Here is a 25119-nt window from a genome sequence, read left to right on the forward strand (position 1 = left end):
AGGCGAGCGCCACCTGACCATCAACACCTTTAGTCGATCAGCCCCGACATGTCGGAGAACGCCATCGCCTTGCGCAGCACCTCGGCAAAGCGCTCGCCTGCCGCTTCGCGCGAACCGCTATTGTCGATCGAGGTGACGCCGGGTCCGGAGAGCGTCACAGGGGCGCTGCGCGCCAGGCGTGCCAGAACCTCCCGGCGCGACTCGCGGCCACGCATCGCCAGCCGCCCGGCCAGCACATCGGGCGAAGCGGTGATCTCGACGATGACCAGATTGGCATAGCGCTTTCGCAAGGCAGGGATGATCGCGCGCGATACGTTGGCGACAGCGACATGGCCGTTGGCCACTGCCCAATCGACCTCGGCCGGCAGGCCGTAGCGCAGGCCGTGCGCCTCCCAGGAGACGGCGAAGGCGCCGTCGGCTTCGGCCTCGATGAAGGCGGCATCGGCCAGCGTGTCGTGATCCTCGCTTGCCGTGTCGCTCGGTCTGGTGATGACGCGGCGCACGAACTCCAGCCGCGTCTCGTCGGCGAAAAGCGCCTTGGCATGGCCGATGATCGTATCCTTGCCGGCGCCGCTCGGGCCCACCACGGCAACGAAGACGCCGTCGCGTATCGGAAACGCCTCGGCCGACAGTTCACGCTCGATCAATGCCGAAGCCATCACGCGACCCGCCGCCCCTGCCGCCAGACCGTGCGCACCACTGGAACGTGGTCGTCGAGGCGCACGCGCACCAGGTCGGCCCGGCGGCCCTCTTCGATGACGCCGCGATCGGAAAGACCGACGGCCTCGGCCGGGTTCTTGGACACCATTGCCACCGCCTGCGGCAGGGAAATGCTATCGACGACGTCGCCGAGAAAGAAGGCGGACTGGATCAGGCTGAAGGGGATGTAGTCGGACGACAATATGTCGAGCAGGCCGTCGCTGGCCAGCGTGCGCGCCGAGACGTTGCCCGAATGCGAGGCGCCCCGCATGACATTGGGCGCGCCCATCAGCACGCCGAGCCCTGCATCCTTCGAAGCCCTGGCGGCTTCCTCGGTGGTTGGGAATTCGGCAACGCGCACGCCTTGCTCGATGGCTTCGTCGACATGGCCCGTCGTCGCATCGTCATGGCTCGCAAGCACGATGCCGCGCTCGTGGCAGGCGGCGGCGATGAAGACGCGGTTCGCCCCCGAATTCCGTGCCGATTCGCCCATCCGCTTCTCACAGAATTTCTGGAAATCGCGATCGGTCAGCTTCAGCTTGCGTTGATAGTAGTAGGCATAGGTTTCGAGGTTGACGAACTGGCGCTGGCCTGGCGCATGGTCCATCAGCGAGGCGAGCTTCACCCGTTCGTCCGTCTCGAAATTGGCGAAGGCCCTGAGGCAATCCGGCGCCGAGACCTCGCAGCGTAGATGGATGAAATGGTCGGCCCGCAATCGATCCATCCGCAGGCTGTCCTCGATCGCATCGGCGAGCTTGCGGATGTCGGCGGCGTTGAGATCGGCATCCTCGTCCATGCCGACACGCAAGGCATCGAGCACGGTGGTAATGCCGGCGGTCGCCACTTGCGCGTCATGGGCGAGCACGGCGGCGATCGGGTTCCACCGCACCTTCGGCCGCGGCGCATAGTGGCCTTCCAGGTGATCGGTGTGCAGCTCGACCAGTCCCGGAATGATGAAGTCGCCAGCCATGTCCTCGCCGGCTCGCACGGCGCCGGCGGATATGTCGGCGATCAGACCGTCACGCATCACGAGCGAGCCGTCGATGATCTCGTCGGCAAGAACGATGCGGGCGTTGCTCAGAATGGTCTCGGCGGTCATTTCAGGCAGTCCTTGGTTTTTTCTGGCCTTTACGGCTTGTTGCTTCAGGCGGATTTTCTGGCCGGACGGCACCCGAGCGCGTGCTGGGAAAGCACCATGAACGGGGCGCCGGGTTCGGGCTCGATGAACAGCGTCAACCCGTCCACAGGCACCGGCTGGCGCAGCACCTCGGCGAACAGACCCTCGATTGCCAGGCGAAGACGAGGGCTTTCCTGTGGCCCGGCCCTGCCGGACAGCGTCATGTGAAAGCGGAAGCTCTCGAAGACGTAAGGATAGCCCCATTGGCAGAGATTGCGGAATTCGCCCGGCTTCAGCGAGTCCGGACTGCGCCGCTCGATCTCGGCCTCCGTCAACGGCGCGCGAAAGCGGTCGAAATCGCGCACCACATCATCGGCGAAGCGATTGAGCGGAGGCAATGCCGCCTCCGGCACCAGCGCGAAGAAACCGTCGATCTGGCTGACGACGAGACGGGGGATCATCACAACGGGCGTCGCCTCGGCAAAGGCGTCGAGCGCTGCGCGCAACGAGGCTTCGGTTTCGTTGGCCGCTAACCGGAAAGGGGCTTTCAGCGTTGCGTGAAAACCATAGCGCCGTGCCGATGCGGTGTGGAAGGCGACTTCCGCCGCCGACAAATCGCCCACCGCCTCCACCGGTCGCGTCGCGGCGCCGAACGGGTCACGGCCCAGCCAGTTGGCGGCGATCCGCGCCAATTTTTCGTCCTGTCGGGGGGTGAAGTAGATGGCGTAGCGCATCGAAAATCCTCGTCAGCCCGTTGCCATAGGTGATTTCCATGACGGATTGACGAAGCTTTGAAGGGTTTTCGAAGGCAAATCGACCCCGCCGGTCCTTAGCCGACGATTTTTCTGATCTGGACCAACAGGTTCAGCCGTGAACGCGCAACGGTCAGGCCTTCGTCAGCCATTCGTGCTCGGGCGCATTGTGGAATTTCCACGTCCGCTTCGGGCCGGCCATGACGTTGAGATAGTAGAGGTCGTAGCCATGACAAGCCGCGCAGGGGTGATAGCCCCTGGGCACCAGCACGACGTCGCCGTCCTCGATCGCCATCGCCTCGTCCAGCGCGCGGGAGCCGTCCTTGTCGGCGTCGGTATAGACCCGCTGGAAAGCAAAGCCCTGCGGCGGGTTGAGGCGGTGATAATAGGTTTCCTCGAGATAGGATTCATTAGGCAGATTGTCCTGGTCGTGCTTGTGCGGCGGATAGCTCGACGTATGGCCGCCGGGCGTGATGACCTCGACCACCAGCAGCGAATCGGCCGGCTTGCCCTCGGGCAGGATGTTGGTGACGTAGCGCGTATTGGTGCCCTTGCCGCGCACCTCCTGGCCGAGGTCGTCAGGCCCGATGACGCGAACCGGCAGGCCGCCGCTCAATCCCGGCGCCGAGCAGACCGCCAGTTCCAGTCCGCTATCAGCCGTCACCGACCAGTCCGATCCCTGCGGCACATAGACCGACCATGGTTTGCCTTCGAAGGGCGACATGCGCTGGCCAAGCAGGCCGAGATCCTTGCCGCCGGCCGTGACCGTGCCCTTGCCGGTGACGAACACCAGGCAGACTTCGCGATCGTCCGTTGTTCCCGAAGCCGTTTGCCCTGATTTCAGCCGATGCAGGTCGAACCCGACATAGGTCCACCCGGCGCTTTGCGGGGTGACATGCGCGACACGGCCATGGCCCTTGTCGGCTTTGACCAGCAGCTTCGACATCCGGTTACTCCTTCGGTTCGACTTCGGCGGGCGCCTTGTTCTCGTCGGCCGGCTTGTAGAGATAAAAAAACTGCCAGACGCCATAGCCGGCGAAGCCCAGGGCGATCACGCCCCAGAACGGCGTGCCGCTCGCGAATTCGATGATCGACCAGATGACGCAGACCGCGACGACGGCGACACGCCGCCATAGGGGCCGGAAGAAGGGGTGCTCGGAATCTTTCATCGCGGCAACCTACAGCAAGCCCGGCCTGGCGAGAACCCGATCAGACATCGGGGAAGCCCTGGGTCTCGACCGTGTAGCCGGCCGCCGTCATCACCCGCATCAACTCCTTGTGGCCCACCTGCGCCATCTTGAGCGGCGGGTTCTTCTTCGGGTCCTGTTCGGCCTCGACCACGAACCAGCCTTCATAGCCATGGTCGGCGAAACGCTGCACGATGGCGCCGAAATCCAGCGAGCCGTCGCCCGGCACGGTGAAGGCGCCGAGAGCCACCGCATCGAGGAAGGACTGCCTCGTGCGGTCGAGCTTCTCGATCACACCCATGCGTACGTCCTTCACATGCACATGGCTGATGCGCTTGTGGTGATTGTCGATGGCGCGCAGCACATCGCCGCCGGCAAAGGCCAGATGTCCAGCGTCAAACAGCAGCGGAATGCCCGCTCCGGAATGGCGCATGAAGGCGTCGAGCTCCGCCTCGGTCTCGACCACCGCCGCCATATGGTGATGATAGGAAAGCGGCATGCCTTGCTCGGCGCACCATTCGCCGAATTCGGTCAGGCGCCTGGCATAGGCCTTCATCTCGTCGCTCGAGAGTTTCGGCTTGGTGGCGAGCGGCTTCGAGCGGTCGCCCTGGATCGAACGGCCAACCTCGCCATAGACGATGCAAGGCGCGTTGACCGCCTTGAACAGGTCGACCATCGGCTGGATGCGATCCTTGTTCTTGCTCATCTCCTCGTCGACCAGCGTGCCCGAGAACCAGCCGCCGCACAGTGTGACGTCAGCCGCCTTCAGGATCGGCAGCATCACCTTGGGGTCCTTGGGAAAGCGCCGTCCCATCTCCATGCCGGTGAAGCCGGCCGAACGCGACTGGCGTAGGCACTCCTCCAACGACACCTCGTCGCTGAGTTCCGCAAGATCGTCGTTCCACCACGCGATGGGGGACATGCCCAGTTTGGCTTTCAAGTCGTCACTCCGGTTCTTGTTCACCCTCCCCCTTGTGGGGAGGGTCGCTGCGAAGCAGCGGGGTGGGGGTGCGGCGCCAGACCCCACCCGGACCTTCGGTCCGACCTCCCCACAAGGAGAGATAGGGGGTGGGCAGCGCCGAGATCAATCGCCGACGCTCTGCATCCGCCGTTTTTCATCATAGACCTTGCGCGCCGCGTTCACTTGGCTGCGCTCGGAGACTTCCGGCACCGCCACGTCCCACCAGTGGCCGCCGGCATCGGTGGAGACCAGCGGATCGGTGTCGATGACCAGTACCGTGGTGCGGTCGTTGCCTTTCGCCTGAGCCAGCGCCGTCTCCAGCCCTGCGATCGACGAAACCTTCTCGGCGATCGCCCCCATGCTCGCGGCGTGCGCGGCAAAGTCGACGTCGGGCAGCACCTCGTGGCGCGCATCCTTCAGGAGATTGTTGAAGTTGGCGCCGCCGATCGCCATCTGCAGCCGGTTGATGCAGCCAAAACCCCTGTTGTCGAGCAGCACGATGGTCAGCTTCAGGCCGAGCATCACCGAGGTGGCGATCTCGGAATTGAGCATCAGGTAGGAGCCGTCGCCGATCATGACGACGACCTCTTCCCCGGGCTTGGCCATCTTGGTGCCGAGCCCGCCGGCAATCTCGTAACCCATGGTCGAGAAGCCGTATTCGGCATGATACGAGCCGGGCGCGCCGGCCTGCCAAAGCTTGTGCAATTCGCCCGGCAGCCCGCCGGCGGCGTTGAGCAGCGTCACGCCGGAGCCCATGGCGCGTTGCACGGCGCCGATCACCTGCGCGTCGGAAGGGTAGGCGGCATTGGTCGACGCAGTCACCTTGGCGGCTTCGGCCTGCCATTCCTTCTTGCCGGCTGCCGCATTGTCGGTCCAGGCGGATGGCACCTTCCAGCCTTTCAGCGCGGCACCGAGTTCGGCCAAGCCTTCGGCCGCGTCGGCGACCAGCGGCGATGCCCGATGCTTGCCTGCATCGAAAGGCTGCACATTCAAGCCGATGATGGTTTTGCCCGAATTCTTGAACAGCGCCCAGGAGCCGGTGGTGAAATCCTGCAGGCGCGTGCCGATGGCGAGCACGACATCGGCCTCTTCCGCCAGCCGGTTGGCGGCCGACGTGCCGGTGACGCCGACCGCCGCCATGTTGAGCGGATGATCGTCCGGCAGCGAGGATTTGCCGCCTTGCGTTTCGCAGACCGGAATGCCGACGGCTTCGACGAATTTCGCCAGTTCGTCCGAGGCCTGAGAATAGAGCACGCCGCCGCCGGCGATCACCAGCGGCTTGCTGGCGCTCTTCAGCGCCGCAACCGCGGCCGCCAATTCAGCCCGATCCGGGCGCGGCCGGCGCTGGCGCCAGACCCGTTCGGCAAAGAAGCTCTCGGGATAGTCATAGGCCTCGGCCTGCACGTCCTGGCAGAGCGACAAGGTCACCGGCCCGCATTCGGCCGGATCGGTCAGCACGGCCAAGGCGCGGTTCAGCGCCGGGATGATCTGCTCCGGCCGCGTGATACGGTCGAAATAGCGCGACACCGGACGGAAGCAGTCATTGACCGTCGCCGTGCCGTCGGAAAAATCCTCGGCCTGCTGCAGCACCGGATCGGGAACGCGGTTGGCGAAGACGTCACCCGGCAGAAACAGGACAGGCAACCTGTTTACATGCGCAAGTGCCGCCGCCGTCACCATGTTGAGCGCGCCGGGCCCGATCGAAGAGGTGGCGGCCATGAAGCGGCGACGGAAATTGGCCTTGCCATAGGCGATCGCCGCATGCGCCATCGCCTGTTCATTGTGGGCGCGGAAGGTCGGCAGTTCGTCGCGCACCTGGTAGAGCGCCTCGCCGATGCCGGCAACATTGCCGTGGCCGAAGATGGCCCAGACGCCGCCGAAAATCGGTACCTTTGCGCCGTCGATCTCGGCCTTCTGTTTGCTCAGGAAACGGGTCAGCGCCTGCGCCATCGTCAGGCGGATTGTCTTGCTCATTGGTTTCCTCCGCAGTCCCTGTGCCCGTGCCTTCTTATGCTGCTTTGCGGCCGCGCGCGGCAAGCCATGCCTCGGTCAGCTGCTCGAAGCGCGATGCCATGTCGGCAATCGCTTCGTCGTCCGACATCTTGCCGGAAAGCCATTGTTCGGCGGCGTTGATGAAGATGGTGCGGCCGACCGCGAAACCCTTCACGATAGGCGCCTTGGCCGTCGCTGCGAAGGCGGCCTCCAACTCGTCCTGCGGCGCCTCCAGGCCGAGCAGCACGACTCCGCGGCACCAGGGGTCGTTCTTCAGGATCATGGCCTCGATCTTCGTCCACGCGCCTGCGGATGCCTGCGGTTCGAGCTTCCACCAATCCGGCTTGATGCCGAGCGCATAGAGTTCCTCAAGCGCACGCGGGATGGTCGTGTCGTCGAGCTTGCCGTGCTTGCCGGCGATGATCTCGATGAGAAGCTCCCTCCCCACTTTCCGCGCGGCCTCGAACAGGGAGCGTAACTTCTGCTGCTGTTCCTCTTTCAAGCCCGGCGGATCGTCGGGATGATAGAAGCACAGGCATTTGATGCAGTGGTCGACCGGCCATTCGGTGAGCTGCGAGCCGATGTCCTGCGAGAATTCGAAACGCAGCGGCCGCGAGCCCGGCAGTTCCACCGGTCGCCCGAGCCAGGCGAAGGGATGCTTGGCGAATTCGAACATCGCCTCGCGGCCATGTCTCTCGTCGAGCAGCATGCCGTATCCGTCGCGCCCGGCGGCGACCTTTGCCGCCGCTTTCACCGTCAGCACCTTGAAATCCTCGATGCGCGACGCGTCAGCGCCGGTCTTGGCCGCCACGTCCTCGAGCTGCACCCGGTGGTCGCAGGCGAATGCCATCAGCGAGGGAATGTCGTGCCGGCGCGTCGTTGCCCAATGGATGTGGTTGATCGCCTCGTCCTTGCGCAAGGCCAGATGCCTGCTGCCGTGCTCGAGGAAGAACTGCAATTCCTCGAAGGTCGGATATTCCGGCGCGCACAACAGCCGCGACACGGCGAAGGCGCCGCAGGCATTGGCCCAGGTCGCCGCCGTGGCAAGGCTTTCGCCGCCCAGCCAGCCGCGCAGGAAGCCCGACATGAAGGCATCGCCGGCGCCAAGCACGTTGTAGATCTCGATCGGAAAACCCTTGCCGACCACGCCGTCCTCGAGATCGTCGCTGATAGGCCCGTCATAGACGATGCAACCCATGGCGCCGCGCTTCAAGACGATGGTGGCCGGGGACAGCGAACGGATCGTCTTCAGGGCGCTCAGGCAGTCGTCGGCGCCCGAGGCGATCATGATCTCTTCCTCGGTGCCCACGACGAGGTCGCAATCGGGCAGCACCGTCTTCAACTGCGCCGAGACGCGGTCGGACTTGACGTAGCGCTCAAAACCCTCGGCGTGGCCGGCCAGGCCCCAGAGGTTCGGCCGGTAGTCGATGTCGAACACGACCTTGCCGCCCTTGGCCTTCATGATGCGGATCGCCTTGCGCTGGGCGGCATCGCTGTTGGGCCGGGAAAAATGTGTGCCGGTGACGACGACCGCGCGAGCCGAGGAAATAAACGCCTCGTCGATGTCCTCCTCGGCCAGCGCCATGTCGGCGCAGTCGGAGCGGTAGAAGATCATCGGCGAAACGCCTTCGCTCTCGACCGAAAGCAGCACCAGCGCGGTCAATCGCTCCTTGTCGGTCGTCAGCCCGTCGGTGTTGACGCCTTCGCGCTTCAATTGTTCACGGATGAAGCGGCCCATCTGCTCGTCGCCGACCCGCGTCAGCAGCGCCGAACGCAGGCCGAGCCGCGCCGTGCCGACCGAGATGTTGGCCGGGCAGCCGCCCACCGACTTGGCGAAGGAGGTGATGTCCTCCAGCCGTGAGCCGATCTGCTGGCCATAGAGGTCGACGGAAGCCCGGCCGATGGTGATGACGTCGAGCGCAGCGTATTTCGCGTCCACGGCTTCGCTCATTGGAACCTCCCGTCGGGCCTGTTATGTTGGGGTACACGCGCGAGCGGCAGCGTGGCGCCGAAAATATGAAATAATAATTCCAATCCATAGTCAATATGGAATGAGCATTCCCCGATCTAAAATCGCCTTTTGCCTTCCCCTCAGGCCTTGCGCCCCTTGCCGGGGTTGCGCCGCTTCTCGCCGACGCCAACGGTCAGCGCCATGGCCAGCGCCATCGTCGCCGATAGCGAGCGGAAGCCGGCAAAATCCGCCTCGGCAACCTCGAACCAGACGCTGGCGAACTGAGCAAGCGGTGAAAACGAGCTGTCGGTGATGGCAATGATGGGCACGCCCTGTTCGGAAATCGTGCGCGCCTCCTCGATCGTGGCCGGCGCATAGGGCGAGAAGGAAATGGCGACGACGGCATCCGCGGGCGTCGCAAAGCTGACCATCTCGGCGTTGAGGCCGGCGGCTGATTCGATCAGCTGGTTGCGGATCTTCAGCTTGCCAAGCGCATAGGCGATGTAGGACGCCACCGGATAGGAGCGCCGCTTGGCCAGCACATAGATGGTCTGTGCCTTGGCCAGCAGGGAAATCGCTTCTTCCAGATGCGCGTCGTCCAGCGTGCGCGAAATGTCGTTGAGCGAGGTGCTGGCGGCGGCGACGAAGCCGTCGAAGATCGCCCGGTGGCCGGCGCCGCCCTCGGCCTTGGCGCGCAGCGCCTGCAGCCGTTCGTCATAGGAGGAGTTGCGCTCGCGCAGCCGTTCGCGAAACACCTGCTGCAGGCTGGTGAAGCCGTCAAAGCCGAGCTGCTGGGCAAAGCGGATCAGCGTCGAGGGCTGCACGCCGGCCGAGGCGGCGATGCTGGCGGCGGTGCCGAAGGCGATATCGTCGGGATTGTCGAGCGCATAAGCGGCGATCTGGGCGATGCGCTTGGGCAGGCTTTCGCGCCGATCGAGGATCGTGGCGCGCAGCGTCTCGAAGTCGCGAGGTACCCGTTCGTCCATCGTCGGCCCGTCCAAGCTCATCGGTGAAGCGTCCTCTCTGCCCCATCATAGCGAGGCTGCGCAAGAACACCATAAAAAATGAGGCAGACATTCCATTCCGAACAAAAATGGACTAATTCATCCACGTAGCATCTATGACGGTGGAGGAACGGAAAATGGTCGGCGTCGGTCTTATCGGCACGGGATTTATGGGCAAGTGCCACGCCATCGCGTGGAGTGCCGTCGGCGCCGTCTTTCCAGAAATGACCAAACCGCGGCTTGTCCATCTCGGCGAGGTCAATGAGGATCTCGCCAGGCGCAAGGCCGGCGAGTTCGGTTTCGCCAGGGCGTCCGGTGACTGGCGCGCCGTCGTCAACGATCCCGAAGTGGACGTCGTCTCGCTCACCACGCCCAACCAGTTCCATCCGGAAATGGCCATCGCAGTTCTCGAGGCCGGCAAGCATTTGTGGTGCGAAAAGCCGATGGCGCCGAGCTTCGCCGAAGCCGAGGCGATGGCGGCCGCGGCGAAGAAATCCGGCAAGGTCGCGGCGCTCGGTTACAATTACATCCAGAGCCCGGCCATCCGCCACATCGGCGCGCTGCTCGACGAAAACATCATCGGCGAGGTCAACCATCTGCGCATCGAGATGGACGAGGATTTCATGGCCGATCCCGAGGCGCTGTTCTTCTGGAAGCACGAGGCATCTTCCGGCTATGGCGCGCTTGATGATTTCGCCGTGCATCCGCTGTCGCTGGTGTCGACCCTGTTCGGCCGCATCGCCAGCGTCATCTGCGACATGGCCAAGCCCTATGCCGACCGCAAGCTGGCCGCCGGCGGCCGCCGCGCGGTCGAGACCTACGACATTGCCTCCGTGCTGATGCATCTGGAGAACGGCATCGCCGGCACGCTTCTGGTCAACCGTTCGGCCTGGGGCCGCAAGGGCCGCATCGCAGTCCAGATCTTCGGCTCCAAGGGCTCGATCCTGTTCGACCAGGAGCGGATGAATGAGTTCCAGCTCTACCTCACATCGGATCGCCCGACCGAACAGGGCTATCGCACCATCCTGGTGGCGCCGCAGCACAAGCCCTACGATCTGTTCGTGCCCGCGCCCGGGCATAGCCTCGGCTTCAACGATCTCAAGATCATCGAATGCCATGAACTGCTGACCCGGCTCGCCGGCAGACCGGCGCGGCTCATCGAATTCGACGAAGGTCTGGAGATCGAGCGCACCGTGCATGCGATGGCGCGATCGTTCGAGGAGAAGCGCTGGGTGGATGTAAGGTAAGGTTCGCTCCGCTGGTCGGTTTAGCCGGCGGCCGCTGCGTTGACTTCCCACCCATTGACCCAGATCTGCCGCAACCGATCGCCTTCGCCCTTGAAGCGCAGTCCCGTCGGCTGGCAATCCTCGATGCGGTCGCTGCGGAAATTGCGGATCGCCTGGCGCAGCTCGCACCAGGCGACGATGTTGGCGGTCTCGGCGTAATAGATCAGCGCGATCGGGCGGATGAGGCGCTCGGAAGCGCGGCCAAGCTCGTCGCGATAGGAGAGGTCGAGCTTCTCCTCGTCGCGTATGGCGCGGCGCACCAGCGCCAGGTCGATCGCACCTGCAGAGGGCGCGGCGAATCCCCACGCATGCAGCGCATTGGCGTCGAGCGTCTGGCGCAAAGGCGGCGGTACGGCGCCGGCGATCTTGGCGCCGACGCGCTTGGCTGCCTGCTTGAGCTCGTCGTCGCCCGTGCGCTCCAGCAGCGCCAGTGACAGCACGATCGCCTCCATCTCCTCGATCGAAAACATCAGCGGCGGCAAGTCGAAGCCGGGGCGCAGGATATAGCCGATGCCCCTCCCGCCCTCGATCGGCACGCGCATGGCCTGAAGCGCTGCGATGTCGCGATAGATCGACCGTATCGTCACCTCCAGCTGCGCGGCGATCATTGCCGCCGTCACCGGCTGCCGCGCCAGCCGCAGGATCTGGATGATCTCGAACAGGCGCGACGCCTTGCGCATTTTCTCACCCCGGTGCCGATCACAACTGACACACCATCGTCAGTTGGTTCGGCGTATAGGATCGTCTATCAGGTTGAAAATCAACAGGTTCCGCTGCGGCTGGGCCGAGCGGGCAACAGGCAACTGACATGGGCTATGCTGAAAATCTCTGGCTTTTCTTTATCCTGCTGTTCGGCATCATCGCCGTTCCGGGCATGGACATGCTGTTCGTGCTGGCCAATGCGCTGACCGGCGGGCGCGACAGGGGCCTTGCCGCGACCGGCGGCATCATGGTCGGCGGCATGGTGCACACGCTGAACGGCGCGATCGGCGTCGGCCTGCTGATGCATTTTTTGCCGATCCTGTTCAAGCCGCTGTTGATTGCAGGCGCCGCCTACATGGGCTTCATCGGCATCACACTGATGCGCAGCTCCATCACTGTCGGTCGCGACGGGCCCGCCGGCAGCCGCTCGGCATGGAAGGCGTTTCGCCAAGGCCTTGTGACCTGCCTGATCAACCCGAAGGCCTACCTGTTCGTCCTTGCCGTCTATCCGCAGTTCCTGAAAACGGACTACGGCCCGATCTGGATGCAGGCGACGGTGATGGGCCTGCTGACCGTGCTGACGCAGGCCGCGATCTATGGCGGGCTCGCAATATCGGCCGGCCGCAGCCGCAAGCTGCTGATCGCTAATCCGCGAGCGACCATCCTTGCCGGCCGGGCGGCCGGGCTGCTGCTCTTCGCGGTGTCCGTGTTCACCGCATGGGAAGGGCTGAGGGCGGCGTAATGCCGGGCTAGACCGGACCGCCGCCCTTCTGGCGCCGGCCGGATCAGGCGGCGCCCTGCAGCGTGGCGAGAAGCTCGTCCAGCTGCTCGAATTGCTCGGACATCGCATCCGCCGCCCCGGCGCCGGCGTCGAGGGCTTCCTTCGAGGGATAGAGCTCGCGCATGACCAGCAGCGTCTTGCCGCCTTTTTCCTCGAAGGTCACCGTGGTGACGGGTCCACCCTCACCCCCTTCGTCATTGGTCCAGACGAGGCGCGAGTGCGGTGTCACTTCGAGATACCTGCCGAAGAACTCGGCAGGGTTCGAGCCGTCATGCCCGAACACCAAACGGTACCCGCCTCCCACACGAACATCCATCTCGCAGGAACGCAGGAACATGCCCATCGACTTCGGCACCCACCACTGCTTGAACAGCTCAGGCTTGGTCCACGCCTCGAACACGATGCGCGCAGGCGCGTCGAAGCTTCGCGTAACGACCAACTCCCGGTCGGACCTCCGTTCCACCGTCGTGCGTTTGGCCTCACTCGCTCTTCCTGCGTCCATCGACTTCCTCCTTGCGTTTCAATTCCTCGATAACCTTGTCCAACTCGTCGAAGCGTGCGGCCCAGAGCTGCCGGTATCTCTCGATCCATTCCGCCTCATCCTCCAGGCGACGCAGGCCCAGCTTGCAGGTCCGCACGCGCCCGACCTTCCGCGTCGTGACGAGTCCCGCCTGCTCCAGGACGCCGACATGCTTCTTCATGCCCGTGAGGGTCATGTGGAATTTCTGGGCCAAGTCCGTGATCGAAGCGTCCGCACGGCCGAGCTGCTCCAGAACGCCGCGCCGGGTGGCGTCCGAAAGCGCGGCGAACGAGGCATCCAGGCGGGTCGCGGAATACTGAACCATTTGGTTCAGTATGTAGCACGCGGGTCGGAGGCGTGCAAGTGAGGTGGAGCGCTGCGGGCCCTAGGGCGGCGTGGTCCTGGGCTGAAACCGGAAACGCCGCCCTTATGCTCCAACCGGATCAGGCGGCGCCCTGCCGGCTCTCCACCAAGGCGCGGCGCGCCGACCGGCGCCATTCCACGGCGCCGGCAAGGCCGTGCAGCACCGTCTCCGTGGCCGCCCAGTCGATGCAGCCATCGGTGATGCTCTGGCCGTAGACGAGCTGCTTGCCCGGCACGACATCCTGCCGGCCGGCGACGAGATTGCTCTCGATCATGACGCCGATAATGCGCTCGTCCCCCGCCGCGACCTGTCCTGCCACGTCAGCCGCGACCTTGGGCTGGTTCTCCGGCTTCTTGGCTGAGTTGGCATGGCTGACATCGATCATCAGGCGGGGCGCGATACCGATGCGGGCGAGTTCGACCGAGGCGGCCTCGACGCTTGCCGCGTCATAGTTGGGCTGAACGCCGCCACGCAGGATGACATGGCAATCCTCGTTTCCGGTCGTTGCCGCGATCGCACTGCGTCCGCCCTTGGTCACCGCCATGAAATGATGCGGCTGGGCGGCGGATTTCACCGCCTCGGCAGCGATCCTGAGATTGCCGTCGGTGCCGTTCTTGAAGCCGACCGGACAGGACAGGCCCGAGGCCAGCTCGCGATGGATCTGGCTCTCGGTCGTGCGCGCGCCGATCGCGCCCCAGGCGACGAGGTCGGCAATGTATTGCGGCGTGGTCATGTCGAGGAATTCGGTCGCCGCCGGCAGGCCCAGATTGTTGACGGCCGACAGCACATTGCGGGCCATCCGCAGCCCCTTGTCGATGTTGAAACTGCCGTCGAGGTCGGGGTCGTTGATCAGGCCCTTCCAGCCGACCGTCGTGCGCGGCTTTTCGAAATAGACCCGCATCACGATCTCGAGCCGGTCGGACAGAGCTTCGCGCAGCGCCGCCAGACGGCTGGCATAGTCAACGGCCGCGACCGGATCGTGGATGGAACAAGGGCCGACGATGACAACAAGTCGGTCGTCGGCCCCGGTCAGGATGGAGTGGATGGCGTTGCGCGAGGCGGCAACGGTGCGCGTCGCCGTGAGTGAGCGCGGTATCTCGCGCATCACCTCTTCCGGCGTGCTCAGCAGTCTCAGTTCCTTGACCCGAAGGTCGTCTGTGGTGGTCAACACGGCTTCTGCTCCTGGTTGGGAGACCTGCCGGCTGAAAACAAAAAAGCCGCCAGGTCTGGCGGCTTGTCGGACTGTTTGCTGCAATCTTCAGATCGAGCGCAATCCTCCCGCCGCCAGCGAGCTGCTAAAGTACCAATAGGTGGCGGTCAGGTGGATCATGCGGCTCATATAGTCGAAGCGGCGGCGTTTGTCACGTACCCTGGTAGCAAGCAATTTCAGGTGAGGGCCGAGCCTTTGCGATTTCGTCATTCTAGGGCGAAGCAGGAGCGAAGCTCCGTCGCGGAGACCCTGGGATCCATGCCGCGACCTAGATGGGAGAGTGCTGCGGTGCAGAATCTTGCGCCGTAGCGACGGCCCGGAAGTCGCGGCATGGATCCTCGGGTCTGCGCCGCGTCGCTGCGCTCCTTGCTCCGCCCGTGGATGAGGACCTGGTTAACGGTTTCGCTTACGCGGCCGCTATTCCGGCGACGCCCCAGCGATGCTCTGGTCGTAGTCGACCAGCGAGCCGGTCATCACGCCGGATTGCGGGCTGACCATGTAGCTGATCAGTCGGGCAAGCTGGTCCGGCTTCACCAACTGCCCCATCGGCTGCGCGGCCTCGGCCTTCTCGAGCCAGTCGTCGGGTGCGTCATGCCATTTCTTCTGCACGATGTCCTCGCCCTCGGTGTCCATCCAGCCGGGCAGCACGGCGTTGCAGCGGATGCGATTGAAGCGATAGGCGTTGGCGACATTCTTGGTCAGCGTCATCAGAGCGCCCTTGCTGGTCGAATAGGGTGTCAGGAACGACTGGCCGGTATGCGCCGACATCGACAGCACGTTGACGATCGATCCGGGGGCCTTTTTCTCAAGCAGATGCGCCACCACGCCCTGCATCAGGAAGAAGGGTCCTCGCACATTGGTGTCGAAGATGGTGTCGAAGAGCTCCTCGCTGGTCTCCACCAGCGAGCCGCGCGCGGATGTGGCGGCGGCGTTGACCAGGGCGTTGATGGTGCCGAAATGCGAAAGCGCGGTGGCGACGGCGCGCTTGCAGTCGGCCACCTTGGAGACATCGGCGCTGATGAAGATCGCGTCGACGCCCGACTTCTTGAGGCTGGCGACTGCCTTGTCGCCCTTTTCCTGCGAGCGGCCGATCAGGGCCAGCGCCCGGCAGCCTTCGTCCGCCAATGCCTCGGCGACCGCGAAGCCTATGCCTTGTGCGCCGCCGGTGACGATGGCGCGCGTTTGTGAATTGCGATCGGCTGATGCGCTCATCGCTCTGCTCCTGTGCTTTAAGTCGTTACTTGTCGAGGCGGACGGTCTGGCCTGATGTCGCCGATTTCAGCGCCGCATCCGCCAGCCGAAGTGCGATGAGCCCGTCCGTCCCGCTCGGTGCTGCCTTCTTGCCCGACGTCGCGGCGGCGATGAAGGACGCAATCTCAATGGCATAGGCGTCGAGGTAGCGGGTCATGAAGAAATCGTGCAGCGGCGGGCGGGTATAGCCCTTTTCATTGGCCAGTTCGATTGAGACCGGCCGCTGGTTTTCGGCCGCGACCATGCCTTTCGAGCCATGCACCTCGATGCGCTGATCGTAGCCATAGGTAGCGCGGCGGGAATTGGAGATGACGGCCTGCTTGCCCGACGCGGTTTCGAGGATGACGCTGACCGAGTCGAAATCGCCGGCCTCGCCGATCTTCCTGTCGACCAGCACCGAGGCATGCGCACTGACCGCCACCGGCTCTTCGCCGAGCAGGAAGCGCGCCATGTCGAAATCATGGATGGTCATGTCGCGAAAGATTCCGCCGGAGCGCGCGATGTAGTCGATCGGCGGTGCGCCTGGATCGCGCGACGTGATGGTCACCATCTCGACCACGCCGATGGCGCCGTCATCGATTGCCTTGCGCACCGCGGCGAAGTGCGGGTCGAAGCGCCTGTTGAAGCCGACCATCAGCGTCGCCTTGGCCTTCTCGACCACGGCCAGGCACTGCTCGACACGGCTGACGTCGAGGTCGATCGGTTTCTCGCAGAAGATCGCCTTGCCGGCCTTGGCGAAGCGCTCGATCAGGTCGGCATGGGTGTCGGTCGGCGTGCAGATGACGACCGCGTCGATGTCCCCGGATTTCTCGATGGCATCAATGGTGCGCACCTCGGCGCCGTAGGCCGTGGCGAGTTCGCTCGCCGCCTTCTCGAAAGCGTCGGCAACGGCGACCAGTTTGGCCTGCGGATTGGAGCCGACGGCGCGGGCGTGGACCTTGCCGATGCGGCCGGCACCGAGGAGGGCGAAGCGGAGAGTCATGGAAATTTCCTCTGGGGAATGGTTCGAAGGTTGGCGGGGCGCCGGTCATGCGCGCAGGTGTTTTTCCGGTCAAGACAAGATCGACAGGGAGGCGATGACCGCCGCCTCCGCGCCCGGCCTAGGCCGCGAGTTCGGCCTCTCCGGTCTTGGCGCCGGTGATGTAGGAAACGATATCGTTTCCGTCGGTGTTCTCCTTGCGCAAATTGGCGACGATGCGGCCGCGCCGGAAGACGACGATGCGGTCGCAAAGGTCGAACACCTGGCGCATATTGTGGCTGATCAGGATCAGCGGCTCGCCATTGTCCTTCAGCGTGCGGATGATGTTCTCGACCTGCGCGGTCTCCTGCACGCCGAGTGCTGCCGTCGGCTCGTCCATGATGATCAGCTTGGAGGCGAAGGTCGCGGTTCTGGCGATCGCCACGCATTGCCGCTGGCCGCCCGACATATGGCGGATGGTGTTCGACAGGTTTGGGATTTTCACCGCCGTGCGCACCAGCGCCGCTTCGGTCGCCTTGCGCATCCCCCGGCGGTCCAGGATCGAAAACGGTCCCAGATTGAACAGCACTTTTTCTCGGCCAAGGAACAGGTTCGACGGCACGTCGAGGTCGTCGGCCAGCGCCAGGTTCTGGAACACGGTCTCGATGCCGGCCTCGCGCGCCTCGATAGGGCCCGAAAAATTGACTTGCTTGCCGTCGAACCAGATCTGGCCGCTGGTCGGTTGCTCGACGGCGGTGATCTGGCGCACGAAGGTCGACTTGCCGGCGCCATTGTCGCCCATGATGGCGACGTGTTCGCCCTTGCGCAGCTCGAAATTCGCGCCTTCCAGCGCCTGCACGCCGCCATAGCGCTTGGTCAGGTTTTCGGTCTTCAGGACGATGTCTGCCATGGTCAAGCCCTCAATGCCCGCAGGCGTTGGCGCCACTGGTCGAGAACGACGGCGCCGACGATGATCACGCCCTTGACCATCTCCTGGTAGTAGGCGTCGAGGCGCAGGAAGGTGAAGCCGGAGATGATGACGCCGAAGATCAGCGCGCCGATCACCGTGCCGATGATCGAGCCGCGGCCGCCCGACAGCGATACGCCGCCGATGACCGCCATGGCGATGGCATCGAGTTCGTACATCACGCCCATGCCGGCCTGGGCGGTGAGGTTCTTGGAAGACAGCACCACCGCGGCGAGCGCCGCGAGTATGCCGGCGATGACGTAGACCAGGATCTTGTGGTTGGCGATCTTGATGCCGGACATGCGTGCGGCGTCCTCGTTGGAGCCGATCGCGTAGCAATGCTTGCCGTATCGTGTGTAGGTCATGATCAGCTGGAACAGCACGGCCAGCGACAGGAAGATGATGACGGGCATCAGGCCCTTGCCGATGGCGGCGAAGCTCTCGGTCGGGAACGAGATGGGCTGCCCCTTGGACCACCATTTGGCGATGCCGCGCGCGGTCACCATCATGCCTAGCGTGGCGATGAAGGGCGGAATGCGCGTGTAGGCGATCAGGGCGCCGTTGACCAGGCCTGCCAGCAGCCCGCAGCCGATGGCGACCAGCACCGGCACGATCACCGGCAGGTCGGTCCAGCCCTGAGCCAGGAACATCGCCTTGGGATTGGGGTTGCCGTTGACCGTCGCCACCTGGGCGAAGCTCATGGCGATCATGGCGGTGGCGCCGACGATCGAGCCCGACGACAGGTCGATGCCGCCCGATATGATAACCTGCGTCACGCCGATGGCGATGATGCCGACGATCGATACTTGCAGGATGATGATCTGTAGCCGCGCCTCGTTGAAGAGGCCGCCGACATTGCTGCGGGTGTTGAACAGGAAGCTGTCGCCGAGAAAGACGCGGCCGATCAATTCGAAGATGACGACAAGAATAACGAGCGCCAGGAAGACGTTGAATTCCGCCGGCCATATGCGCTTCTTCGCATCATAGCTGACCCCGCCGACGCCATGAGATGTCTGTGCCACTCGTCTATCCTCCGTCAGCCGCGGTCGCTCCTGGCGCCATGAAAGCGCCGAGAGGAGGAGCGGCGCCCGGTCCTTTGAGCGCCGCCCCGAGGTGAACCGTTCCGCCGCTCAGTTCTTCTTCAGGAACTTGTCGATGTTGGCCGGCGTCACCAGTTGGAAGGGCACGTAGACCTTGTGTTCGACCTTCTCGCCCTTGGACAGTTTCAGTGCCGCGTCGAGCGCGCCGGCGCCCTGGCCAGCCGCGTCCTGGAACACGGTGGCGTCGAGGTCGCCTGCCTGCATGGCGGCGAGCGCGTCCTGCGTGGCGTCGACACCGCCAACGACAACCGTCTTCATGTCGACATTGGCGGCCTTCATTGCCTGGATGGCGCCGATGGCGCTTTCGTCATTGTTGGCGATGACGCCGTCGAACGGCTTGCCGGTCGACAGCCAGTTGGTCATCAGGTTCTGGGCCTCATCGCGGTTCCAGTTCGACGTCTGCTTGTCGATGATCTTGATGAAGCTGCAATCCGGCGTTGCGATCACCTCCTCGATGTCCTTGGTGCGCTGCACGGCTGCCTGGTTGGAAAGCTCGCCCATGATCACATAGACATTGGCTTCCTTCTTGCCGGCTTCCTTGAACAGGCGGCAGACCTCCTTGGTTTCGAGCGTGCCGGAGTCGGCCTCGTTCGAAGCGACGAAGGCCTGGTTGTCAGGCAGCGTGTCGACATTCACCGGTTCACGGTTGACATACACCAGCGGGATCTTTGCGGCGGCCGCGGCATCCGACATCGCCTGCGTGGCCGAGGTGTCGACCGGATTGACGATGATGGCGTCGACCCCTGATGCGGCGAAGTTCTTGATCTGGTCGAGCTGTTTGGCGACGTCGTTCTGCGCGTCCTCGACCTGCAGCTCCACGCCGCTCATGCCCTTGGCCTGCTCGATCATGCCGTTGCGCAGCACGGTCAGGAAATTGTCGTCGAACTTGGCCATCGACACGCCGATCTTGGCGGCCATGGCGGACGAACTCATCAGCGCCGCGAAAGCGACGCCCAAAATCATTTTCTTCATTGTATCTCTCCTCCACTTTGGGTGTCCGGTCGCACCGATCTATCCGGAATCCCCGATCTCCTCGGGGAATCTCTCCCTGATATCATTTCGTTCCAACGGGGTTCACCACTGGCTGGAACGCCGAACTGCCTGCTCGAACCAGATGTTGTCGGAACGAAAGAACCAAAATGTACAGTCAGTGAAATATTTATTCCATTTCGGATCGGGGCGTCAAGGGAAATTCCGAATTCGGGCGTGCGATTTTCGGCTGCCTCTGATGGATTCTATCATTTCAGGCGGCCGGTTTGCGGCAGACCGGGCTGCCCGAGGGTTTTATCGTTTCATGGAAACGCTCTACCTTCCGTCCTGACGCGACCTGGACGGAAAACCGCTGCGCGCATTCCTGAAATGGCTTCAGATGTTTTCCGGCAAATAGATGTCGAAGGGGAGGAATGTCTGGCCCGGCGCATTGGCCGCACCGGTTTCGATGGCATGCGCCATCCGATCGACGAGCTCGCGACAGAGCGCGGCAAGCGGCGTCGAGATCACCATCGTCAGGATGTTGTCGGCAAGCGCGGCGCGCGATTCGGCGTTGATCTCGTTGCAGACGACCACCGGCATGCTTGCGGGCTTCGCTGTCCGCAGCGCCGAGACGGCGCCTTCCATGCCGCCGCCGGCGACGTAGCAGCCGACAAGATCCGGATATCGCGCCAGAAGATCGATCATCGCATCATGGGTCACCTGGTTGGCCTCCAGATTGACCAGCGTCTCCAGCACGTTGAAGTCCGGCGCATGCTCGCGAAAGAAGGAGCGGAAACCGATCTCACGCAGCTCATGGCCGTGGAAGCGATGGCTGCCGACAAAAAGGGCGACCTTGCCGGGCTTCCTCGCAGCCTTCGAGATCATCCAGGCGGCGGTGCGGCCGACCTTGCGGTTGTCGAGCCCGACATAGCCTTCGCGGATGCCGGCGGCGAAGTCGGACAGCAGGGAGAAGACCGGCTGTCCCCTGGCTTTTAGCGCCTCCACGACCGCCGTCAGCGTCGGATGGTCAGGGCCGACCACGGCGATCGCCCGCGATTTCGCCGCCAGCCTGCGCATCTGGGCAGCGATCTCATCCGGGGCCAGGGAACTGGCGAAATCGATGGTTGCGACGCCACGGAAGCGCTGCGATTGTGCGACCGCGAGTTCGAGTTCCCGCGCGAAATCGCCATAGAAAACGTCATTGCCCCGAAGCAGCAGGAAACCCAGCCGATACTCGGGCAATTCCTGGCGCATACGCTGCTTGATCAGGCCTGCGGCGTGATAGCCGATCTCGGTCGCGGCGTCATAGACGCGGCGCGCCGTTTCCTCGCGCACAGGCAGGCGGCTGTTGAGCACCCGGTCCACCGTGGCGACGCTGACGCCGGAGATGCGCGCCAGATCTGATATGGTCGGCCGTTTCGCCATGTCTGTCCTCATTTGACCGTGCATCTTTCCTACATCTTGATGATAGGAAATGATAGAAACTATCTTTATGATGTTGAGTCTATCATGAGCTGGCGTTATTTTCAGCCTCGAAGTCAGGAAATGTCGGGCATTCGCGTGGCGGATGCCCTTGCCGAGGGAGGCAACCATGCATGCTGCGCCGTCCCGGCGTGACTACAGCCTGATCGGCCGCGACGCCAGGCTGGCCGTCGAGACCGGCCTGTCGGCGGCCGAATGGTATCACACCGACATTCCCCGCAAGCAGATGAAGGAGCTGATGCAGCGCTCCGACGCGCCCGCGCTCCGCGACACGGCGATCTGGATCGCCGCGCTCATCGTCAGCGGCGCCGGCGGTGCCTGGTTCTGGGGCACCTGGTGGTGCGTGCCGTTCTTCTTCGCCTATGGCGTGCTCTACGGCTCGTCCACGGATTCCCGCTGGCACGAATGCGGCCATGGTACGGCCTTCCGCACGCAGTGGATGAATGATTGGGTCTATCAGGTCGCCTGCTTCATGATCATGCGCAACCCGGTGACCTGGCGCTGGAGCCACACGCGCCATCACACCGACACCATCATCGTCGGCCGCGACCCGGAAATCTCGGTTATGCGGCCGCCGGACCTGGTGCGCGCCATCCTCGGCTTTGTCGGCGTGCTCGACGCCTGGCATGCGATGTCAGACATGCTGCGCAACGCCGCCGGCAACATCAGCGCGGCCGAAAAGACCTTTATTCCCGAGCAGGAACAGCCGAAAGCGATCCGCATCGCCCGCATCTGGACCGCGATCTATGCCGCAACCATCGCGCTGGCGCTCTATACCGGCTCGTTCCTGCCCTTGATGCTGGTCGGCCTGCCCAGGCTCTATGGCGCCTGGCACCACGTCATGGTCGGCCTGCTGCAGCATGGCGGTCTTGCCGACAACGTCACCGACCATCGGCTGAACAGCCGCACCGTCTACATGAACCCGATCAGCCGTTTCATCTACTGGAACATGAACTACCACGTCGAGCATCATATGTTCCCGATGGTGCCCTACCATGCGCTGCCGAAGCTGCATGAACTGATCAAGCATGATTTGCCGGCGCCGACGCCCTCGATCCTGGCCGGCTATCGCGAGATGCTGCCTGTCTTCTGGCGCCAGTTGCGCAACGAGGATTATTTCCTCAAGCGCGAGCTGCCGCCAACGGCCAGGCCGTATCGCGAGGATCTGCACAACGACAATGCTGCCTTCAACGCCGCGGCGGAGTGATATCCGCCGTGAGGCGCGATCGGGAAATTTCGCGGGAGAAATGTATGAGCGACTGGGTCGAGGCCTGTGCCGTGGGAGACATCGACGAAGAAGATGTGATGCGGTTCGATCACGGCGGCCGCAGCTACGCCATCTATCGCAGCCCCGATGATGAGTATTTCGCCACCGACGGCCTTTGTACGCACGAAAAGGTGCATCTCGCCGACGGGCTTGTCATGGACGACATCATCGAATGTCCCAAGCACAATGGCCGCTTCAACTACAAGACAGGCCAAGCCAAGGGCGCGCCGGCCTGCGTCAATCTCAGGACCTATCCGGTCAAGGTCGACACCGGCAGCGTCCTCGTCCAGATCGGATGACCGGTATGACGCGCGGAATGGTCATCATCGGCGCCGGGGAATGCGGCGGCCGGGCAGCGCTTGCATTGCGTGACCTCGGCTATGAGGGACCGGTGACGCTGGTCGGCGACGAGCCGCATCTGCCCTATGAACGGCCGCCTCTGTCCAAGGACGCCATGGCCGGCGGCGTGCCCGAGATCAAGGCGATCGCCAGCGACGAGATCCTCGCCGAAAAGTCCATCCGGCATATCCATTCCATTCAGGCTGCAGCGATCGATCGCGCCGCGCATACTGTGCGCCTGTCGGACGGTTCGGTCCTGCCCTACGACAAGCTGCTGCTGGCGACCGGCTCGACGCCGCGCAAACTGCCGATGCCCGGCCTTGGCGGGCGCTGCGTCTACCTCAGGACCTTCGCCGATGCGCTGGCTATCCGCGCCCATCTCAAGGCGGGTAACCGCATTGCCGTCATCGGCGGCGGCTTCATCGGCCTCGAGCTCGCCGCGGCGGCCCGCAAGCTCGGTGCTGCGGTCGCCGTCATCGAGGCGCAGCCGCGCATCCTGATGCGCGGCGTACCGGCCGAGATCGCCAAGGTCGTCCATGACACCCACGTCGCCGAAGGCGTCGACATAGCGTGCGGCGAAGGCATTGCCTCGATCGCCGACGACGGCAGGCAGGTGCGCATCGTGCTTGCCGGCGGCCGCGAAATCCTCGCCGATCTCGCCATCATCGGCATCGGCGCCGTGCCGGTGACGGCTCTTGCCGCCGAAGCGGGACTGGCCATCGACAACGGCATATCAGTCGATGCCGAACTGTGCAGCACCGACCCCGACATCTTCGCTGCCGGCGACTGCTGTTCGTTCCCGCTTGCCGTCTATGGCGGCCGTCGCGTGCGGCTGGAGGCCTGGCGCAACGCCCAGGAACAAGGCGCGCTGGCGGCAAAAAACATGCTCGGCGCCGCCGAGGCACATGCGGCGGTGCCGTGGTTCTGGTCGGATCAATATGGCCTGTCCCTGCAGATCGCGGGGCTTTCCGACGAAGGCCGCAGCACGGTGCGCCGCGATCTCGGCGAGGACGCCTTCATCCTCTTTCACCTTGCCGAGGACGGCAGGCTGGTGGCCGCCAGCGGCATCGGGCCGGGCAATGCGGTCGCCCGCGATATCAGGCTGGCGGAGATGCTGATCGGCAAACGGGCGAGGCCGGCGCCGGAAGCGCTCGGTTCGCAGGCGGTGAAATTGAAGTCGCTGCTGGCGGCGTAGGATGCAACGCCAATTGTCAGGGTCTGCGGCGCAGGCGTTGGCAAATTAACGTCAGCGCGCCTGAGCTCCCTAAAACAGCGCCTTCAGCTCCGGTAGTTTGTCATTGACCAGCCAGCCGTAATAATTCTCCTCCGGCAGCTTCACCGGCTCGCCGGCGGCGCTGCGCTTCTCGTTCTCCGCCTTCAGCGCATAGGCGCGCTGCTCGGGATTGCCGACATTGTAGAGCGTGGCGGTCAGGCCCGGATTGCTCGAAATGTCGAAGCCGGCGATGCTCTTGTAGGCGTCGATCGATTTCCGGATCGTCGCGGCGACGTAGGGCAGCGTCAGGTCGGGATCCATGATGGTCTTGTAGACCGCATTGGGATCGCCGACGTCGAGCTTGGGCAGGCCGGAAACCTTGTGCACGAGATCGCTCATCTGGAGCGCGGTCAGCGGATTGAGCTGGCCGAGACCAAAGGTCTGGCCGGCATAGTAGGGCTGGAAGAAAGTGGCGCCGAAACGGTCGTTGGGGAAATCCTCGCCGCCCACCGTCTTTCCGCGGAACGAACGGTTCCACACCTGCTCGCGGCATTCCCACAAATCGTAACTGTCGGACATTCCGGCGCATTTCCTGAATTCCGGCCGCTGCACGAAATCCGTAATGTCCTCGCCGTCATAGGCGAAGGACAGCTTGCTGGAGAGATAGGAGATCGCCTTGACGTAGTAGGTCTGCAGCCGGTCGTAGGCGTCGACATTGTAGGTGTGCTCGCCGACGATGGCGCCGACAATGTGCATTGGATCGATGCCGTAGACGCTTGCCGCCTTCTTGATCTTGCCGCGCAGGTCGGCGTCGTTCTGCAGCAGCGCGTAGACCTTGCGGTACTTCGCCTGGAAAGTGGTGTTGGTGGCCTGCGTGCGCCGGCTCGAGGCTCCCGGAATGCTGGGCTGCTCGGCATTGCGGTTTCCCGGCGGCACCAGGGTTGCCGCGTCGGCGCCGAACAGCGTTGCCGCCAGCGTCAAGCCGAGAATGACTGGGATGAGTTTTTTCATGCGCCCCGCCGCCTAGAGAATTGCCGCGCAAAC

At 63.9% G+C, this 25119-nt stretch carries 26 protein-coding genes; 5 read left to right on the forward strand and 21 right to left on the reverse strand.

Annotation, left to right across the window (positions count from 1 at the left end; translation table 11 throughout):
* Nucleotides 1-29: 29 nt before the first annotated feature.
* The 9 genes from phnN to FJ951_RS24000 form a co-directional block, all read right to left on the reverse strand.
* Entirely contained in the window at nucleotides 30-662 is a 633-nt protein-coding gene (gene phnN, locus FJ951_RS23960) for a phosphonate metabolism protein/1,5-bisphosphokinase (PRPP-forming) PhnN (RefSeq protein WP_181172274.1), read from the reverse strand.
* Nucleotides 659-1798, reverse strand: a complete 1140-nt coding sequence (locus FJ951_RS23965) for an alpha-D-ribose 1-methylphosphonate 5-triphosphate diphosphatase (RefSeq protein ID WP_140517720.1) — start codon at nucleotides 1796-1798, stop codon at nucleotides 659-661. Before FJ951_RS23965 ends, phnN begins: the two co-directional genes overlap by 4 nt.
* A 44-nt stretch (nucleotides 1799-1842) precedes the next feature.
* Complete coding sequence (locus tag FJ951_RS23970; protein ID WP_140517721.1) at nucleotides 1843-2550, reverse strand: DUF1045 domain-containing protein; 708 nt, start codon at nucleotides 2548-2550, stop codon at nucleotides 1843-1845.
* 151 nt (nucleotides 2551-2701) lie between these two features.
* The gene (iolB, locus tag FJ951_RS23975; protein ID WP_140517722.1) at nucleotides 2702-3514 is read right to left on the reverse strand and encodes a 5-deoxy-glucuronate isomerase; all 813 of its coding nucleotides are present in this window, start codon (nucleotides 3512-3514) and stop codon (nucleotides 2702-2704) included.
* A gap of 4 nt (nucleotides 3515-3518) precedes the next feature.
* Entirely contained in the window at nucleotides 3519-3737 is a 219-nt protein-coding gene (locus FJ951_RS23980) for a DUF3329 domain-containing protein (protein ID WP_140491266.1), read from the reverse strand.
* A gap of 40 nt (nucleotides 3738-3777) precedes the next feature.
* Nucleotides 3778-4695 (reverse strand): myo-inosose-2 dehydratase, encoded by a 918-nt coding sequence (gene iolE, locus FJ951_RS23985; RefSeq protein ID WP_140517723.1) that lies wholly within the window; start codon nucleotides 4693-4695, stop codon nucleotides 3778-3780.
* Between the two features lie 144 nt (nucleotides 4696-4839).
* A complete protein-coding gene (gene iolD, locus FJ951_RS23990) occupies nucleotides 4840-6690 on the reverse strand; it encodes a 3D-(3,5/4)-trihydroxycyclohexane-1,2-dione acylhydrolase (decyclizing) (protein WP_140517724.1) in 1851 nt (616 codons plus the stop codon).
* A 34-nt stretch (nucleotides 6691-6724) separates the two neighbouring features.
* Nucleotides 6725-8659: a 5-dehydro-2-deoxygluconokinase gene (gene iolC, locus FJ951_RS23995; RefSeq protein ID WP_140517725.1), complete on the reverse strand. Its 1935-nt coding sequence runs from the start codon at nucleotides 8657-8659 to the stop codon at nucleotides 6725-6727.
* A gap of 140 nt (nucleotides 8660-8799) precedes the next feature.
* Nucleotides 8800-9645, reverse strand: a complete 846-nt coding sequence (locus FJ951_RS24000; RefSeq protein ID WP_181165350.1) for a MurR/RpiR family transcriptional regulator — start codon at nucleotides 9643-9645, stop codon at nucleotides 8800-8802.
* 155 nt (nucleotides 9646-9800) lie between these two features.
* Between FJ951_RS24000 and FJ951_RS24005 the strand changes: the two genes are divergently transcribed.
* The gene (locus FJ951_RS24005) at nucleotides 9801-10910 is read left to right on the forward strand and encodes a Gfo/Idh/MocA family oxidoreductase (RefSeq protein WP_140517727.1); all 1110 of its coding nucleotides are present in this window, start codon (nucleotides 9801-9803) and stop codon (nucleotides 10908-10910) included.
* A gap of 20 nt (nucleotides 10911-10930) precedes the next feature.
* Here the strand turns inward: FJ951_RS24005 and FJ951_RS24010 are convergent, their stop codons facing one another.
* The gene (locus FJ951_RS24010; protein ID WP_140491254.1) at nucleotides 10931-11629 is read right to left on the reverse strand and encodes a YafY family protein; all 699 of its coding nucleotides are present in this window, start codon (nucleotides 11627-11629) and stop codon (nucleotides 10931-10933) included.
* Between the two features lie 128 nt (nucleotides 11630-11757).
* On the opposite strand from FJ951_RS24010, the gene FJ951_RS24015 reads away from it, so the two are divergent.
* Complete coding sequence (locus FJ951_RS24015) at nucleotides 11758-12393, forward strand: LysE family translocator (protein WP_140517728.1); 636 nt, start codon at nucleotides 11758-11760, stop codon at nucleotides 12391-12393.
* Nucleotides 12394-12436: 43 nt separating this feature from the next.
* On the opposite strand, the gene FJ951_RS24020 is transcribed toward FJ951_RS24015, so the two are convergent.
* The 10 genes from FJ951_RS24020 to FJ951_RS24060 form a co-directional block, all read right to left on the reverse strand.
* Complete coding sequence (locus tag FJ951_RS24020) at nucleotides 12437-12934, reverse strand: SRPBCC family protein (RefSeq protein ID WP_140517729.1); 498 nt, start codon at nucleotides 12932-12934, stop codon at nucleotides 12437-12439.
* On the reverse strand, nucleotides 12912-13277 hold the full coding sequence (locus FJ951_RS24025; protein ID WP_140491248.1) for a metalloregulator ArsR/SmtB family transcription factor: 366 nt from the start codon (nucleotides 13275-13277) through the stop codon (nucleotides 12912-12914). The genes FJ951_RS24020 and FJ951_RS24025 overlap by 23 nt, the downstream gene beginning before the upstream one ends.
* A 118-nt stretch (nucleotides 13278-13395) precedes the next feature.
* Nucleotides 13396-14487: a 3-deoxy-7-phosphoheptulonate synthase gene (locus FJ951_RS24030; protein WP_140517730.1), complete on the reverse strand. Its 1092-nt coding sequence runs from the start codon at nucleotides 14485-14487 to the stop codon at nucleotides 13396-13398.
* An 87-nt stretch (nucleotides 14488-14574) separates the two neighbouring features.
* The gene (locus tag FJ951_RS28535) at nucleotides 14575-14736 is read right to left on the reverse strand and encodes a hypothetical protein (RefSeq protein ID WP_181167258.1); all 162 of its coding nucleotides are present in this window, start codon (nucleotides 14734-14736) and stop codon (nucleotides 14575-14577) included.
* Between the two features lie 207 nt (nucleotides 14737-14943).
* Nucleotides 14944-15738 carry an SDR family oxidoreductase gene (locus FJ951_RS24035; protein WP_140517731.1) on the reverse strand — a complete coding sequence of 265 codons (795 nt, stop codon included), beginning with the start codon at nucleotides 15736-15738 and terminating at the stop codon, nucleotides 14944-14946.
* Between the two features lie 25 nt (nucleotides 15739-15763).
* Nucleotides 15764-16759 carry an inositol 2-dehydrogenase gene (gene iolG, locus FJ951_RS24040; protein WP_140517732.1) on the reverse strand — a complete coding sequence of 332 codons (996 nt, stop codon included), beginning with the start codon at nucleotides 16757-16759 and terminating at the stop codon, nucleotides 15764-15766.
* 118 nt (nucleotides 16760-16877) lie between these two features.
* A complete protein-coding gene (locus tag FJ951_RS24045; RefSeq protein ID WP_140517733.1) occupies nucleotides 16878-17645 on the reverse strand; it encodes an ATP-binding cassette domain-containing protein in 768 nt (255 codons plus the stop codon).
* A gap of 2 nt (nucleotides 17646-17647) precedes the next feature.
* Nucleotides 17648-18724, reverse strand: a complete 1077-nt coding sequence (locus FJ951_RS24050; RefSeq protein ID WP_140517734.1) for an ABC transporter permease — start codon at nucleotides 18722-18724, stop codon at nucleotides 17648-17650.
* A 108-nt stretch (nucleotides 18725-18832) separates the two neighbouring features.
* A complete protein-coding gene (locus FJ951_RS24055) occupies nucleotides 18833-19774 on the reverse strand; it encodes a sugar ABC transporter substrate-binding protein (RefSeq protein WP_140491233.1) in 942 nt (313 codons plus the stop codon).
* Between the two features lie 393 nt (nucleotides 19775-20167).
* A complete protein-coding gene (locus tag FJ951_RS24060; RefSeq protein WP_140491231.1) occupies nucleotides 20168-21199 on the reverse strand; it encodes a LacI family DNA-binding transcriptional regulator in 1032 nt (343 codons plus the stop codon).
* A gap of 166 nt (nucleotides 21200-21365) precedes the next feature.
* On the opposite strand from FJ951_RS24060, the gene FJ951_RS24065 reads away from it, so the two are divergent.
* Genes FJ951_RS24065 through FJ951_RS24075 form a run of 3 tightly spaced genes read left to right on the forward strand, consistent with a single transcriptional unit; the run spans nucleotide 21366 to nucleotide 24057 of the window.
* Nucleotides 21366-22463 carry a fatty acid desaturase family protein gene (locus FJ951_RS24065; RefSeq protein ID WP_140491229.1) on the forward strand — a complete coding sequence of 366 codons (1098 nt, stop codon included), beginning with the start codon at nucleotides 21366-21368 and terminating at the stop codon, nucleotides 22461-22463.
* A gap of 44 nt (nucleotides 22464-22507) precedes the next feature.
* Nucleotides 22508-22822, forward strand: coding sequence for a MocE family 2Fe-2S type ferredoxin (locus FJ951_RS24070; RefSeq protein ID WP_140517735.1), 315 nt, complete (start codon nucleotides 22508-22510; stop codon nucleotides 22820-22822).
* A complete protein-coding gene (locus FJ951_RS24075; protein ID WP_181172275.1) occupies nucleotides 22819-24057 on the forward strand; it encodes an FAD-dependent oxidoreductase in 1239 nt (412 codons plus the stop codon). Before FJ951_RS24070 ends, FJ951_RS24075 begins: the two co-directional genes overlap by 4 nt.
* A gap of 69 nt (nucleotides 24058-24126) precedes the next feature.
* Here FJ951_RS24075 and FJ951_RS24080 read toward each other — a convergent pair whose 3' ends face one another.
* Nucleotides 24127-25086, reverse strand: coding sequence for a DUF1402 family protein (locus tag FJ951_RS24080; RefSeq protein WP_140517737.1), 960 nt, complete (start codon nucleotides 25084-25086; stop codon nucleotides 24127-24129).
* Between the last annotated feature and the right edge of the window lie 33 nt (nucleotides 25087-25119).

Source organism: Mesorhizobium sp. B2-2-3 (assembly GCF_006442405.1).
Classification (GTDB): domain Bacteria; phylum Pseudomonadota; class Alphaproteobacteria; order Rhizobiales; family Rhizobiaceae; genus Mesorhizobium.